The sequence below is a fragment of the Synechococcus sp. WC10meta genome (genome assembly GCF_047461475.1).
On sequence record NZ_JANSHF010000015.1, the window covers coordinates 32,426 to 46,607 of the forward strand.

A 14,182-nucleotide genomic window follows, 5' to 3' on the forward strand; every position below is an offset into this window, starting at 1 on the left:
TTCTTACTACTGCAGGAGCGGCACAACTTCCTGAGCAAAGCTGTCGAAAGCGTCTTCAATTTTTTCCATAGCGGCAGTAATAGATCCACGGGCATTGGCATCGCAAAGGCTTTTTTCGATAGGGGCAGGGATCCCCTGGAGAGCCGCCGCCGCTGCTTGTAACTCCGACTGAATTTGACTATCCAAATTGGGATTGATGTCCCGGACAAATTGGCTCAGGCCACGACCTTTTCTATCTCTAAATCCGCCCAAGTAAGCATACTGAACGCTGCGCACATTGGCCTGGAACTCCGGCAGCGAATGGTGGGCAAAGCGACTTTCCAGCAGAAAAGGATTTTGCTGGGCGAAGGCTTCGCCAATTTTGACCTTGCCCAGCTCGTCCAACATGCCGAGAATACCTTGGGCTATTTCTTCAGCAGCAGCTTGCAGCGTGAGATAACTCTTGCTGCCCTCGCCGGCTTTTACCCATTCTTCGCGAAAAGCAGGCAGCCCTTGCACTCCCTCTGTCCAGCTTTTGAGCAGCTTTGCCGCCGTATCCGCCAAAACTGGGCCAAGGGCAGCCAAGTACTCCCGATCCCGCTCGGTAAAGTCTTGCAAAGACTTGTTGTTATCCACGCCAAAGAGCAAGAAGGCCACGGCATGAAATCCCTTTTGCCCGCTTTCCAACTTGGCCACGGTCTCTGGAGTGAGGGGATCGCCGCTGTTGAGAACTTCCAGCACCTCCACCTCGTTCAGGGGCCATTCGTCCAAATCCGCATCCAGCCCCAAATAAGCCGCCGGCCCAAAGGCAAAAGCCTCGCTCTCCTCCCAAGTGATGCGGGCAACAGACCAAGCCTGGCGAGCCGCTTGCAAAGTCTGGGCATTGGGATCTTGCACGAAGGCCTGGATGGCCTGAGACAGGGCCTGGGTATCGGCGACCAACTGCTCATAGGCAGGGATCACCACCTGATCGGCAAAGTCGAGCAAAATCTGCCGATCCTGAAACCGCTGCTCAGGAGAGAGCACAACGGCTGGCCGGCGAGAGCCTGCCCCTTCTTCCCCACCCTCGCCGCCGCCATCCACCGGGATAGGCCGACACTCCGGGTTCATTTGAGCTGCCTGCTGAGGCGAAGCCTGGCTCAGGGCCGGTGGATCCCCGCCGCCCGCAGCCGAGGGATCCTTTTGGGTTTCCCCGCAAGCGGCCCCGCTGACCAGAACATAAAGCCCTATCCCCGTCCACAGCTTCAGATACCTCGACATCTCCTCCGACTCCTTCGCCCTCGACTTGGCCAACTTTGGCTTGATTGTAATCCAGCTATTGCGACTCAATCTTAAGAAGGGAGAGATTTTTATCACCGGCTGCCACCGGATCGCCCGGCTCGTCCCTCTGCGGGCCAGCTTCCATCTGCAGTTTCCCCAGGTGGGGCTATGGGCGGATACAAGTCCGACTCTTAACAAAACTTAACTCTAAAGACATTGATATTTGTTTGCAAGAAGCCTAGAGTAGGTCACAGCTCGCTGTTGAGATTTACTCTCAACAGTTGGTTACGTGTCTCGAAAGGATGTGTCCGTGCGGCCAGAGGCGGGCCTGGGGCAAGGTCTCTGGCCTTTTCCTAGAAAAGCTTGTTTAGAAACGCAAGAGGAGCGGAGATGACAGCGACGACACTCAAGCAAGAAGGGGGATCTGGCTCGCAACAACAGATCCCGTGGTGGGCGGGCAACGCCCGTTTGACCGATCTTTCTGGCCGGCTGCTGGGGGCGCATGTGGCCCATGCCGGGCTGATCGTTCTCTGGGCAGGGGCGATGACCCTGATCGAGTTGGCCAAGTTTGACCCCAGCCGACCGATGTATGAGCAGGGGCTGATTCTCTTGCCCCACCTGGCCAGCTTGGGGCTGGGGGTGGGATCCGGCGGGGAAGTCCTGGATACGGATATCTACTTTGCGGTGGGAGCGATCCACCTCATCAGCTCTGCCTTTTTGGGGTTTGGCGGCATTTTTCATGCCCTGCGCGGGCCGGCGGTGCTGGATCCCAAAGCCTTTCCCCTGTTTAGCTACGACTGGCAAGACAAAAACAAGATGACCACCATCCTAGGGATCCACCTGGTGCTGCTGGGATTGGGAGCCTGGCTTTTGGTGCTCAAGGCAGTGGTGTTTGGCGGCTTGTTCGACCCGGTGGCAGGAGAGGTGCGCCTGGTGTCTCCCAACTGGAACCCCTTTGGCCACCTGTTGGGCATAGAAGGGCGCCACTGGATCGCCGGGGTGGACACTTTAGAAGACGTGGTGGGCGGCCACCTCTGGCTGGGCTTGCTCCTGGTGGCAGGTGGGGTTTGGCATATCGCGACCAAGCCTTTTGCCTGGGCAGAACGGATTTTTATCTGGTCTGGGGAAGCTTATCTTTCCTACAGCTTGGGAGCTTTGGCCTTGATGGGATTTATTGCCGCCTATTTCGTTGCCGTTAACCCAGTGGTCTATCCCGAAGTTTTCTATGGGCCGCTGCTGCAGGTGGGCTTGGATCGCTATCCCTTCTTTGAGCAAGGGGGAGCTCTCACATCTAGGGTTTGGCTGGCCAATGCCCATTTTTGGCTGGCCTTTTTCTTCCTTCAGGGCCACCTGTTCCATGCCCTGAAAGCGCGAGGGTTCAATTTCCGTACCGGCAGAGTAGAACTTGCAGCGCAGCAGGCCTAACGGCAATCTAGCCATCTGATTTTGAGCTTTGCACTTGCAGTTTCGAGGTAGGAGCAATGGCAAAAGTAGGTCTATTTTTCGGCACTCAAACCGGAAATACCGAGAGAGCCGCTGAGATGATCCAAAAAGAGCTGGGCGAAGACAATGTAGATTTGATCAACATTGCCGAGGCCACGGTTGAGGACTTTGATAGGTACGACTACTTAATCATCGGCTGTCCAACTTGGAATATCGGGGAGCTGCAGGCCGATTGGAATGGGTTTTTCCCCTATTTGGATGAAATCGATTTTTCCGGTAAGACGGTAGCCTATTTTGGAGTTGGGGATCAGTTGGGCTATCCCGACAACTTTCAAGATGCCATGGGGATCCTGGCCCAAAAAATTGCCGAGCGCGGCGGAAAAAACGTCGGCTCCTGGCCTACAGAAGGCTACGAGTTCAATGAGTCCAAGGGAGTGGTTAACGGCGAGTTTGTCGGCCTTGCTCTGGATGAAGACAATCAGCCGGAGCTGACGGAAAAACGAATTAAAGAGTGGACGGCCAAACTCAAAACACTCTTCAATCTGTAATCTCAAACTCGGCTTCTTAGCTTGTTGTGGATACTGTGGGAGTTTGTCATGACTGGCGCAGTTCTATCTTCATCGCCTACCTCTGCTGAGGGATCCCCTCAGGTGAGCTGGCTGGCGGGCAATGCTCGCTTGGTGAATCTGTCCGGAAAGCTGCTGGGGGCCCACGTGGCCCATGCGGGGTTGATCATGCTGTGGGCCGGCGGCATGACTTTGTTTGAGGTGGCCCACTGGGATCCGGCTCAGCCCATGGGCAGCCAGGGGCTGATCTTGCTGCCCCATTTGGCCACGTTGGGCATCGGCGTGAATGCAGAGGGGGTGGCCACGGATCCCTATCCCTTTTTTGTGGTGGGCGTTCTGCACCTGATTGCCTCGGCGGTGCTGGGGGCAGGAGGGATCTTCCACGCCCTTTTGGGGCCGGAGGTGCTGGCCAAGGGAGAAACCTTTGCCGAGTTTTTCGGCTACGACTGGGAAGACGACGACAAGATGACCACCATCCTGGGGATCCACCTGCTGCTGCTGGGGCTGGGGGCCTGGTTGCTGGTGGCCAAAGCGCTCTTCTGGGGAGGGCTGTACGATGCTCAACTGGGCCGCGTGCGCGTAGTTACGGATCCCACCCTCAATCCGCTGCGGATCTTTGCCTACCTGACGCCGCTCATGGGCCAGCAGGGCATGGCCGCCGTGAACAATCTGGAAGATCTGGTGGGAGGGCACATCTATGTCGGCCTGCTCTGTGTGCTGGGGGGATGGTGGCACATAGCCACACGGCCCTTTGCCTGGGCCAAGCAGGTGCTGATCTACTCGGGCGAAGCCTACCTCTCCTACAGCCTGGGGGCCCTGGCCTACATGGGCATCTTGGCGGCCTATTTTGTCAGCGTCAACGAGATCGCCTATCCGGTGGCTTTCTACGGGCCGCTGGGGCTGGCTGCCGACGAGATGGGTGTGGTGAGCAGCCGCACCTGGTTGGCCACAGCCCACTTTGTCTTGGGGATCCTGTTTTTGGCGGGGCACATCTGGCATGCCATCCGGGCGCGGGCGGCAGCCAGCGGCTTTGACTTCCAGCACGGGGGCTGGGTGCGAGCCACAGATCCGCAGGTGGGCAACTTGGACACGCCGGTAAACCGGGGCGATCTCACCCTGCTGCTGCTGCAAAACCTGCCCATCTACCGGGAGGGCCTCTCTCCTTTTTTGCGCGGCTTGGAGATCGGCATGGCTCATGGGTACTTCCTAGTGGGGCCGTTTTACAAGTTGAGTCCGCTGCGGAATTCGGAGGAGGCCCTGACGGCAGGGACGCTGGCGACCATCGGCCTGGTGCTGATCCTGACGGTTTGTCTCTCCATTTACGGACGGGTGTCCTTTCCTCGCTCGCGGCTGGTGGCAGTGGTCAATACCCCCTACGGCGAGGTGGCCTATCCGACGCCGGGCGTGCAACTGATGGCCGAATCGCAGGGATCCCCTCAGCCGGTGCGCGTGCCGGCAGGCTCTGAGGATTTGCCGGAAAACTTGCGCACCCGCGCCGGTTGGAGCCAGTTGGCCGGAGGGTTTCTGGTGGGCGGCGTTGGCGGTGCCCTGTTTGCCTACATGCTCCTGGGCAGCGGCGATGTGGTAGCCCAGATTTTGCCGGGGCTGTAAAGGAGGGTTGAGGCTTCTCAAAGCAGGGAGGGGAGATCCTCATCCCCTCCTCTCTGTCGAGATCTGGCTCTACCTTTTGCCTGCCGGCTTCTGGATCCGATAACCCTTTTTTATGAAGCTTTTGTCAGCCAGCAACTTTAATCTTTCGACCGTCGAAATGGGATGGCTAAAATGAGCTTAGGTTCCGCTTCTGCGCCTTCTTTTGAAGCACTTTATTTGGGCGTTTCTCCCAGTCTAAAGCTTTTCGATCGGCCTCTGTTGGGATCCCTGGGAAAATGTTTCCGTGTAGCCTACTGGGAGTATCACCAAACCCAGGATGAGCCCTGTAGTTTGGAGACAGTCGTGACGCTGCTATACGAATACCTAAAAGCTTGGGATCGACCGGTACATCTCATCGGGTTTCCAATTTCTAGGGATCCCCACAAAGGGGGAACATTCTACTGCGGCCAGGAGGGCCTCTTGAAGGGTTTGGAGCGTTTCCAATTTCTAGGGATCCCCACAAAGGGGGAACTCTACCCCCATTAAACCCAAGCAGGGCAAGGGATGCAAGACCCATTTGCGAGGGATCCGAGAAAAAGTTGGCAAAAGGAGCTTTGGCGAGGGGGCTTTGGGGCCTGAAAGCCTTGTGGCGTAAGGCGTCGAGGGATCCGACGAAAGAATCAGCCTTTTGGGGTTTTGGCGGATTGCTCGCAGAGCTGCGGATACCGTTTTCTTGTGCTTTTGGCAACATGAGCCTCAGGGGGCGGTGAGGAGGGTTCTGACCGAGCTGAAGCGCCTATAGTGGGGGAAGTTCTCCGGCTTCCGTGGCTGTCGATGTCGGATCTCACCCTTACAGAGAAGCTTCTAGCCGGGATCCAGGCCCAGCAGGCTGGCGACCTGCGGACAGCGGAAGCCATCTACTCAGAAATTCTGGTGGAGTTTCCAGATCAAGCCGACGCTCTCCATCTGCTGGGGACGGTGGCCCACGCCAAAGGGGAGGAGGAATGGGCGGCTGCTTTGATTGCCGAGGCCATTGAGCTCAATCCCCGCGTAGCCCTCTATCACCACAACCTGGGCGTTGTCTATGAGTCTTTGGGGCAACTGGAAAAGGCTCTATCTTGCTATCGGCAAAGCCTGAGCCTCCATCCCAAGGCTTACCTTTCTGCCTTTCAAGCGGGCAAGATTCTTGTTAACCTAGGCCGCCACGAAGAGGCAATCTCCTTGCTGGGCTCCCTGTTAGAAAATCCAGATCCACTAGCAGGGATCCCTTGGGCTGAGGTGCATTTTTATCTGGGGATAGCCCATCGCGAGCAAGGGGAACACAGCGCGGCTCTGGCTCACCTGGAAAAGGCATGGACTTTGGATCCTAACTTGGTGCAAGCCCGCTGGCTTTACCATCTCTATCTGCCGGCTATCTATCAGGATGAACAGGAGCTGCACCGCTTTCGCTTGCGCTTTGTAGAGCACCTGGATCGCCTCATTCAGGAGACGCCCCTAGACACCCCAGAGCAGCGGCGGCTTGCCTTTTTAGGGTCAAGTTGGGGAACGCCTCACCTTCTGCAGTACCAGGGCTACGACGACTTGGAGCTGCAGAAGAAATACGCTCAGTTTGTGCAGCGCATTGTGAAAGCCTCCTACCCCGATTGGGAGTATCTTCCCCGGCAAGCCCGGCCAGGGGATCCCATTCGCGTTGGGTTTGTCTCGGCCTCCATGCGCGCTTGCTCTTACAGCCGCCTTTCTTTGGGGTGGGTGAAGTACTTAAAGGCCAGCTCCAAGCAGCCTTTCCAGGTCTTTGCCTACCACTTGGATCCCAGAGTTGATTTCCTGACGGAGCAATACCGTCAGCATGCCGATGTCTTCCGCCACATTCCCACCGGCTTTGAAGAGGCTGCCCGCCAAATTTTGCAGGATCAGCTGGATGTTTTGGTGTACTTGGAAATTGGCCTTTCTCCTCTTATGTTGCAGCTGGCGTCCCTGCGGCTAGCCCCCGTCCAATGCTCCACCTGGGCTCATCCCGTTACTTCGGGACTGTCGACCATTGACTACTTTCTCTCCAGCGACCTCATGGAGCCTGAAAATGGGCAGGCTCACTACAGCGAAACCTTGGTCCGGCTGCCCCACCTGGGTACCTGTTTTGAAAAGCCCGTTTTGCCTCCCCAGAGACGTTACCGCCAGGACTTTGGTCTGCCTCAAGAGGCCGTTGTCTATCTCACCTGCCAGTATTTGGGCAAGTACCTGCCGCAATACGACTACCTTTTTCCAGCTATTGCTCGGCAAGTGCCCAGGGCCCAATTTGTCTTCTTGGCCTTGCCCAATGCCGCCATTGGTCAGCGCTTCTGGCAGCGGCTTGCCTCCATCTTTTCCAGCTATGGCCTTGCGGTGGAAGACCACTGTAGGATCCTGCCCGCCTTGGACCACCAAGACTACCTGGATCTCAATCGCTGCGCGGACATCATGCTGGACTCCTACGGCTGGTCGGGCGGGATCACCACCCTGGAAGCCATTGCTGCCGGTTTGCCAGTGGTCACCTGCCCTGGCCGGTTTCTGCGGGGCCGCCACACCTACGCCATCCTCAAAAGAATGGGCCTTGAGCTTCTAATTGCCCCAGACCTCCAGCGCTACGAAGAGCTGGCCGTACAACTGGGAACGGATCCCCAATTTCGGCAGCAAATCGCTCAGCAAATCCAAGAGCGGCGCGACCTGCTTCTTGAGGATCGAGACTGCGTGGCGGCCTTAGCTCATTTCCTGCGCCAGGCTGTCTGCCAGAAGCTGGCATGCCATACTCTCCCTATAGAAGCCTCCTAGCCCCCCCACAGCAAACCCTTTGGTAGAGTAGTACGGCTACTCCAGGGATCGTGGCGGAATGGTAGACGCTACGGACTTAAAATCCGTTGTTCCTCAAGAACGTGAGGGTTCGAGTCCCTCCGATCCCATTACTGCAGCCCTGTTTGCTCTAGCAAGGCAAGTAGAGCCGGAACCGGCACCCAGGCATCCTCCCGGTCTAGCTCTGGGCTAGCCAGCAGGGCCACCAGGGCGGGGTCGCAGGTTGGGGCCACTAGGGGAAAGTAGTTTAGCCCCACCACCTGGGCAAGGCTCCAGAAGTAGGGGAGCACGGCGTTGCTGGGGAAGATCTCGATGGCAATTGTGCCAGGCTGACAAAAGGCAAGGTTGGTCAGGCCCGCCCCGTGGATCCCCATGACTGCCTCTGCCCTTTGCATCAAGGCTATCTGTTCGGCTAGGGAAAGGGCTTCCAGTTGCACAGGCACAAAGCCCCAGGGGCGCAGGGCCTCCAGAACCTCCGTCTCGTTGATGACCCGCCGCCAGCGTGCAGCACGACGGCTAATGTAAACCCGCCGCGGCAACAAGGGATCCGCCGCCTGCCCCAGAGGAACCAGTCGCTGCAGCACCTTCCAGCCCCTGGGGGTTAGACACCCCACCGGCCCAGCTAGCGAGGGCACAATGAGGTTCTGCGCTTGCAGATGGGATCCCCCCACCTGCTCGAAGCTTAGAAGGCGTTCTGTGGGGATCCCCAGGGCAGCTAAGCTCTGCACCTGGAAGGGCTTGCCCTGGTAGCCATGGATCAAGATGGGAATGTCCTTTTCGAGGAAGCCGGCGCGGCGTAGGAGCTCGAGGGCGGGCAGGATGTCCACCATCCAATGGAAGTAGTTGACTGCCCCCAGGGGCAAGAGGGCAGCAGAGCCCTCCAGCGGAATCGGCGGCGGCAGGTGAGGCAAGTCCCAAATGGGGTGGTGTTCCAGGTGCTCCGACTTCCAGTCCCAGTCGAGAAACTCCGGCGGTGGCAAGCCGGGGGAGACATCGGCCAGCAACTCCCTCCTACGGGTAAGCACGGCGCTGGCAAAGCTGGCGTAGAGGTGGCGGGGATAGTGGCCCACGTGCACGGATCCCTGCGGGATCTGGGCCACAAAGGTCTCGGCCAAGGGGATCCGCTGTGAGCGCAGCTTTTGCCCAAGGGCAGGGTCAGCCGTCGGAGGGGCTTGCAGGTAGAGAACCCCTTCTGGATCCAACACCTGGTAGCTGCCCTCGCCCGTGGCCTGGTGCCACTGCCGGGTGGTGAGGTAGCCCTGGCTGGGCACTGGCAGGGGGTCGCTGGCCCTGGGCGATGGGCTCTGGCAAGCCGCAGAAGGGGGAGCTACCTCTGCAGGGATCCAGCGCTGCCGCCAGAGGCGATACCGCTCTTGCCAAAGCTTGCCCGGGGATCCCTGGAGGGCCTGCTCTAGCTCCAGCCGCAGGGAGCTGTCTCTGCCGCTGCCTTCACACCAAGCCTGCAGCCACTGCCGCTCGGCAGCCAGCGCCTGCTGGAACTTCTCCCAAGCTGCCTGGGGGTCGTCCCGCCGCACCTGGGCCTCCGCCCAGTAGCTGTAGAGCTCCGCTGTCTGGGTGCCCCGCGCCGCTGCCTCCTGAAAGCAGGCCACCGCCTGCTCCAGCTCCCCCAGATCCAGCCAAGCTAGGCCCATCTGCACCCAGGGATCCCCCCAGTCTGGCCTTAGCCTCGCTGCCTCCTGGAGAGGGGAGAGCGCCTCCCGCAGCCGGCCCAACTTGAGCAGGGCCAGGCCCCAGCGCCAAAAGCTTTCCGTGGCTGTTGGATCCCGGCGGCAAGCCTGCTCAAACCACGCTGCTGCTTCTAGCCACAGCCGACGGCGCTCCTGGACTAGGCCAAGGCGATGGGCGGCCAGGGCCTGCCTAGGTTCTAGCTCGGCGGGAAGGGATCCCTCCACCAGTTGCCGATACAAGGCCGCCGCCTGCGGCCAGTGGCCTCTTTCCCACAGCCCCTCCGCCAGCTCCTGCAGCCCTTCTGCCCAGCAGCGGCTAGCTTCTAGCTCGCCCAGGCCTTTTCCCATTAGCAGCGCCACCCCTTCCTGCCAGGTAAGCTGGGCTTCCAGCTCTCGCCCCAGGAGCAGGTAGGCGGCTCCCAACCACCAGTAGAGCAGGGGATGCTGGGATCCCTGCTCCAACTGCTGCAACAGCTCTTGGGCAACCGACTCGTAGGATCCCTGCTCCCAATGGCTCTGGAGAGGGTCCTGGACAAGAGGGGTAGAGGCCATGGCTTTTGCTGAGAAGGGAGCTGAGCAGGAGTGTTACAAACTGCAACAACCTCCCCACTCCGGGCGCATCCCCCTAGTATTCTAGGCTTGGCTTCTCCCTCAGGGGTCCGGCGTCCCTACTTCCTCGACGGCAAGAGGGGGGTGGAGCAGGGCTCGTGGTTTTGGTTGGAAACTTTTCGGTAATCGATAAGCGGAGTTTAAGAAGCGATGGGTATCAACGCATCCGGCGGCGCCGTCCTCTCCAGTCCGCGTCTTTACCAAACTCTGCCCCTATCGACCATCTCCCAGGCGGAACAGCAGGATCGCTACCTGTCGCGCACTGAGCTGGATCGCCTCGAGGACTTTTTCTCCACTGGCCTAAAACGGCTGGAGATTGCCGAGGTTCTGGCGGCCAATTCTGAAATCATTGTCAGTCGGGCCGCCAACCGCATCTTCACCGGCGGCTCCCCCATGGCCTATCTGGAGCGGCCAGAAGCCACGCAGGATGAGAAAGAGGCCTTCAAGCTGGGCACGGCCTTCTACGTGGAATCCACGGGGGGCTTTATCGAGGCCATCCGCAACCTCTTCAGCGCCAGTGGCGTCGAGATCCCGCCCAACTTCCGCCCCATTAGCATCGCCCGCTACGGGGCTGCCAACATGCGCAAGTCGCTGCGGGATCTAAGCTGGTTCTTGCGCTACGTCACCTACGCCCTTGTGGCCGGGGATCCCAATATCCTTGTGGTTAACACCCGTGGCCTGCGGGAGATTATCGAAAATGCCTGCTCCGCCGAAGCCACCATCGTTGCCCTCCAGGAGATGAAGCGGGCCTCGGCCAGCTACTTCCGCAGAGATGCTGAGGCGGTGGCCATCATCAACCAGTATTTTGACGTCTTGTTGAGCGAGTTCATTGCCCCTGCCCCCTCCGACAAGCTGCGGCAGCGCAATGCCAGCACCGCCGACGGCCTGCCCCTGCAGGGACTCCAACTGCCTCAGGTCTACAGCTTGGCGGCAGAAAAAGTGCCCGTCTTTGCCATGAAGCCGGGGCTCTCCAACGCCGAGAAGGAGGAAGTGATCAAGGCTGCCTACCGGCAGGTGTTTGAGCGGGATATCCGCCGCGCCTATGGCCTCAAGCTGGCCGACTTGGAGTCCAAGGTAAAAAACGGCGAGATCTCCATGAGGGAGTTCATCCGCCGCCTAGGCAAATCAGACCTCTACCGCAAACAGTTCTACGAGCCCTACATCAACAGCCGTGTGGTGGAGCTGGCCTTCCGCCACTTCCTGGGGCGGGCCCCAGAGACCCGCGAGGAGGTGCAGACCTACTTTGCCATCGTCTCCAGCAAGGGCTTGGCAGGTCTGGTGGACGCCCTGGTCGACAGCCGCGAGTACAGCGACTACTTTGGTGAGGAGACGGTGCCCTACCTGCGCAAGCTGGGGGTGGAAGCCCAGACCAGCGCCAACTGGGGGCCCAAGTTCGACCTTTACAACTACGCGGCTCCTCGCCGCAAGGTGCCACAATTTATCACCCTCTTCGCCCGCTACAACCGTCCCCTGCCGGATCAGCACCCCTATGGCGTCGGCAACGACCCGCTGGAGATCCAGTTTGGCGCCATCTTCCCCAAAGAGACCCGCTCCCTCAACGCCAGCCCGGCCCCCTTCAACAAGGATGTCAAGCGCATCCTCATCCGGCGCGGCTTTGCTCTTACCAACGCTCGCACCAACCCCAAGGCGGTCGGGGATCCCGGCAGCCTTGGCCCCAAAGTCTTCAAGCTTACCCAGACCCCTGGAGATCGCAGCCGGCGGCTGGGGGTACGGGCTGGGATTGTCGGCAGCGAAGTCTCGACGCAAGCGGTCATCCGCGCCTGCTACCAGCAGGTGTATGGCTATGTGCCCTACGCCGGCCAACGGCTAACCCGCTGGGAAATCAAGCTGGAATCCGGAGAAATCAGCGTCAGAGAGTTTGTCCGCCAGTTGGCCAAGTCGGATCTCTTCCGCAACAAATACTGGTCTAGCCTCTACGTCTGCAAAGCCATCGAGTTCATCCACCGCAAGCTGCTGGGCCGGCCCACCTACGGGCGGCAGGAGATGAACCGCCTGTTCGACATTGCCTCCAAGCAGGGCTTCTACGCCGTGGTAGACGCCATCCTCGACAGTGAGGAGTACCAGCAGGTCTTTGGGGAAGATATCGTGCCCTACGAACGCTACCTCACCCCTGCTGGCCTAGCGCGGCGGCGGATGCGCCCTGGATCCAGCGACATGGCCGTGGTTACCCGGCCCATCCGCACCGACGACGATATCCCCCTCTTCGTCAAGCTGGGCCAGCCTCAGGACAAGCCCTCCGGCGAGCTGGAAATCCAGCGGCGCGTCCAGCAAGGGGTGCCTAGGATTCGTCAAGAGATCCCTGTCTTCAAGCTCACCAGCTTGGCCAACAAAGCCGAGGTCAACAACCTCATCCGCGCTGCTTACCGGCAGATCTTCGAGCGCGACATGGACATCTACAACATCAGCGCCGAGCTTAGCTCTGCCGAGTCTAAGCTGCGCAATGGCGAGATCACCGTCAAGGAGTTTATCGAGGCGCTGGGGTGCTCCGAACTGTACCGCGCTGAGTTCTATGCCCCCTACCCCAACACCAAGGTCATCGAGCTGGGCACCAAGCACTTCCTAGGCCGCGCACCCCTAAACCAGCAGGAGATCCGCAAATACAACCAGATCTTGGCTACCCAGGGGTTAAAGGCCTTCGTGCGCGCTCTGCTCAACACCCAGGAGTACCGGGATCTCTTTGGCGAGGACACGGTGCCCTACCGCCGCTTCCCCACCCTGCCGGCAGCCAACTTCCCCAACACCCAAGAACTGTATGGCCGCCTCACCAAGCAAAACAAAGAGCTGGTGGTGCCCAGTTTCAGACCTCTAGGCAACGATCGCAGCTAGCTGAAAATCTCCATACCCAGGCTTGAGGCAGCCCCTGGATCTGGCAGCCAGGGGCTTTTTGCAACGTTCCAGTCCCCCCGAAACCGAGGTAGGATCAGTTCCCCAGAGGCGGAGGGGACTGGCCTGCATAGCCCAAGTGCCGCAACGCAGCAGGGGTGACTACTCGACCGCGGGGCGTGCGTTGCAGATAGCCAATCTGCATTAGGTAAGGCTCATACACCTCCTCAATAGTCTGGGGATCCTCGCCGGTTATGGCCGCCATTGTCTCCAGGCCCACCGGCCCTCCCCCAAACTGCTCCACCAGTAGGGTTAGCAACTTGCGATCCGTCCAGTCCAAACCCATGGGATCCACCTGGAACAACTCCAAAGCAGCAATGGCAACCTCGCGGCTGATGTGGCCATTGCCCCGCACCTGGGCATAATCGCGCACTCGCTTGAGAAGGCGGTTGGCTATGCGAGGCGTGCCTCGAGAGCGGCGAGCGATCTCCTCGGCTCCCTCCCGATCAATGGAGGTGTTCAAGAGGCGGGCGCTGCGCAACACAATTTCCGCCAGCTCGTGAGGCTCGTAGAAGCGCAGCCGCTGCACCTGACCAAAGCGATCCCGCAGCGGCGAGGTTAGAGCGCCAATGCGGGTAGTGGCTCCGATGAGAGTAAAGCGCTCCAGGGGTATGGAGGTAATGCGGGCAGAGCGGCCTTTGCCAATGGTGATATCGAGGCGAAAATCTTCCATTGCCGGATAGAGCAATTCCTCCGTAACCTTAGGCAGGCGGTGGATCTCGTCGATAAACAGCACGTCGCCCCGCTTGAGACGCACCAAGTAGCCAGCAATGTCGCGGGGGCTCTCCAGCGCTGGAGCCGTGGTCATGTAGAAGCGGGATCCCATCTCCGCTGCCAGCACTGCCGCCACGGTGGTTTTGCCCAGGCCAGGGGGCCCGTAGAACAAGAGGTGATCCAGAGGCTCCCCGCGGGCGCGGGCGGCTGCAATGGCAATCGAGAGCACTTCCTTGAGCTCCGTCTGGCCGATGTACTCAGCTAGGGTGCGCGGGCGCAAGGAGTCTTCCTGGGCTTCGCCAGCCTGAGCCTGGGGCTGCAGCAGCCCCCTTCCTGCTTCGCTTGCGTCAAGAGGCGACTCTGGGCTTCGTTCTCGAGAAGAAATAATTGCCATCTGTTACCTGCAGATACAACGGCCCAACTTTAACTTTAAAAGGCCAAAGGGGAAAACGTCGCGGTCTTTCTAGCCGCCAGGAGAATTGCGGCAACCAAAAAAACCCCTGGCGCTGGGGCCAGGGGAAGTAGAGTCAGGAAACCTGGGGAGGCACTAGCCCCGCACAGCCGGCGCTACCTCCACCGCCGCCAAGTCCAGCGGGAAGTTGTGCG

General features: G+C 59.6%; 9 protein-coding genes and 1 tRNA gene. 7 read left to right on the top strand and 3 right to left on the bottom strand.

Features of this window, described 5'->3' with window-relative positions; all coding sequences use genetic code 11:
* Nucleotides 1-6 precede the first annotated feature (6 nt).
* Complete coding sequence (locus NW804_RS08395) at nucleotides 7-1,239, bottom strand: imelysin family protein (protein WP_414421066.1); 1,233 nt, start codon at nucleotides 1,237-1,239, stop codon at nucleotides 7-9.
* A gap of 390 nt (nucleotides 1,240-1,629) precedes the next feature.
* On the opposite strand from NW804_RS08395, the gene NW804_RS08400 reads away from it, so the two are divergent.
* The 6 genes from NW804_RS08400 (at nucleotide 1,630) to NW804_RS08425 (ending at nucleotide 7,771) form a co-directional block, all read left to right on the top strand.
* Nucleotides 1,630-2,664, top strand: coding sequence for a chlorophyll a/b binding light-harvesting protein (locus tag NW804_RS08400; protein WP_414421065.1), 1,035 nt, complete (start codon nucleotides 1,630-1,632; stop codon nucleotides 2,662-2,664).
* 56 nt (nucleotides 2,665-2,720) lie between these two features.
* A complete protein-coding gene (gene fldA / locus NW804_RS08405; protein WP_414358087.1) occupies nucleotides 2,721-3,230 on the top strand; it encodes a flavodoxin FldA in 510 nt (169 codons plus the stop codon).
* Nucleotides 3,231-3,278: 48 nt separating this feature from the next.
* The gene (locus NW804_RS08410; protein WP_414410246.1) at nucleotides 3,279-4,859 is read left to right on the top strand and encodes a chlorophyll a/b binding light-harvesting protein; all 1,581 of its coding nucleotides are present in this window, start codon (nucleotides 3,279-3,281) and stop codon (nucleotides 4,857-4,859) included.
* Between the two features lie 216 nt (nucleotides 4,860-5,075).
* Nucleotides 5,076-5,384 (top strand): hypothetical protein, encoded by a 309-nt coding sequence (locus NW804_RS08415; protein WP_414423313.1) that lies wholly within the window; start codon nucleotides 5,076-5,078, stop codon nucleotides 5,382-5,384.
* A gap of 255 nt (nucleotides 5,385-5,639) precedes the next feature.
* Nucleotides 5,640-7,643, top strand: coding sequence for a tetratricopeptide repeat protein (locus NW804_RS08420; RefSeq protein WP_414423314.1), 2,004 nt, complete (start codon nucleotides 5,640-5,642; stop codon nucleotides 7,641-7,643).
* A 44-nt stretch (nucleotides 7,644-7,687) separates the two neighbouring features.
* Nucleotides 7,688-7,771: transfer RNA gene (locus NW804_RS08425), tRNA-Leu, on the top strand.
* Here NW804_RS08425 and NW804_RS08430 read toward each other — a convergent pair.
* Entirely contained in the window at nucleotides 7,772-9,901 is a 2,130-nt protein-coding gene (locus NW804_RS08430) for a glycosyltransferase 61 family protein (protein WP_414423315.1), read from the bottom strand. It lies immediately after the preceding tRNA gene.
* 207 nt (nucleotides 9,902-10,108) lie between these two features.
* Here NW804_RS08430 and NW804_RS08435 point away from each other — a divergent pair, with 207 nt between their 5' ends.
* Nucleotides 10,109-12,805 (top strand): phycobilisome rod-core linker polypeptide, encoded by a 2,697-nt coding sequence (locus NW804_RS08435; RefSeq protein ID WP_414423316.1) that lies wholly within the window; start codon nucleotides 10,109-10,111, stop codon nucleotides 12,803-12,805.
* A gap of 94 nt (nucleotides 12,806-12,899) precedes the next feature.
* Here the strand turns inward: NW804_RS08435 and ruvB are convergent, their stop codons facing one another.
* Entirely contained in the window at nucleotides 12,900-13,970 is a 1,071-nt protein-coding gene (gene ruvB, locus NW804_RS08440; protein WP_414423317.1) for a Holliday junction branch migration DNA helicase RuvB, read from the bottom strand.
* Nucleotides 13,971-14,182: the final 212 nt, after the last annotated feature.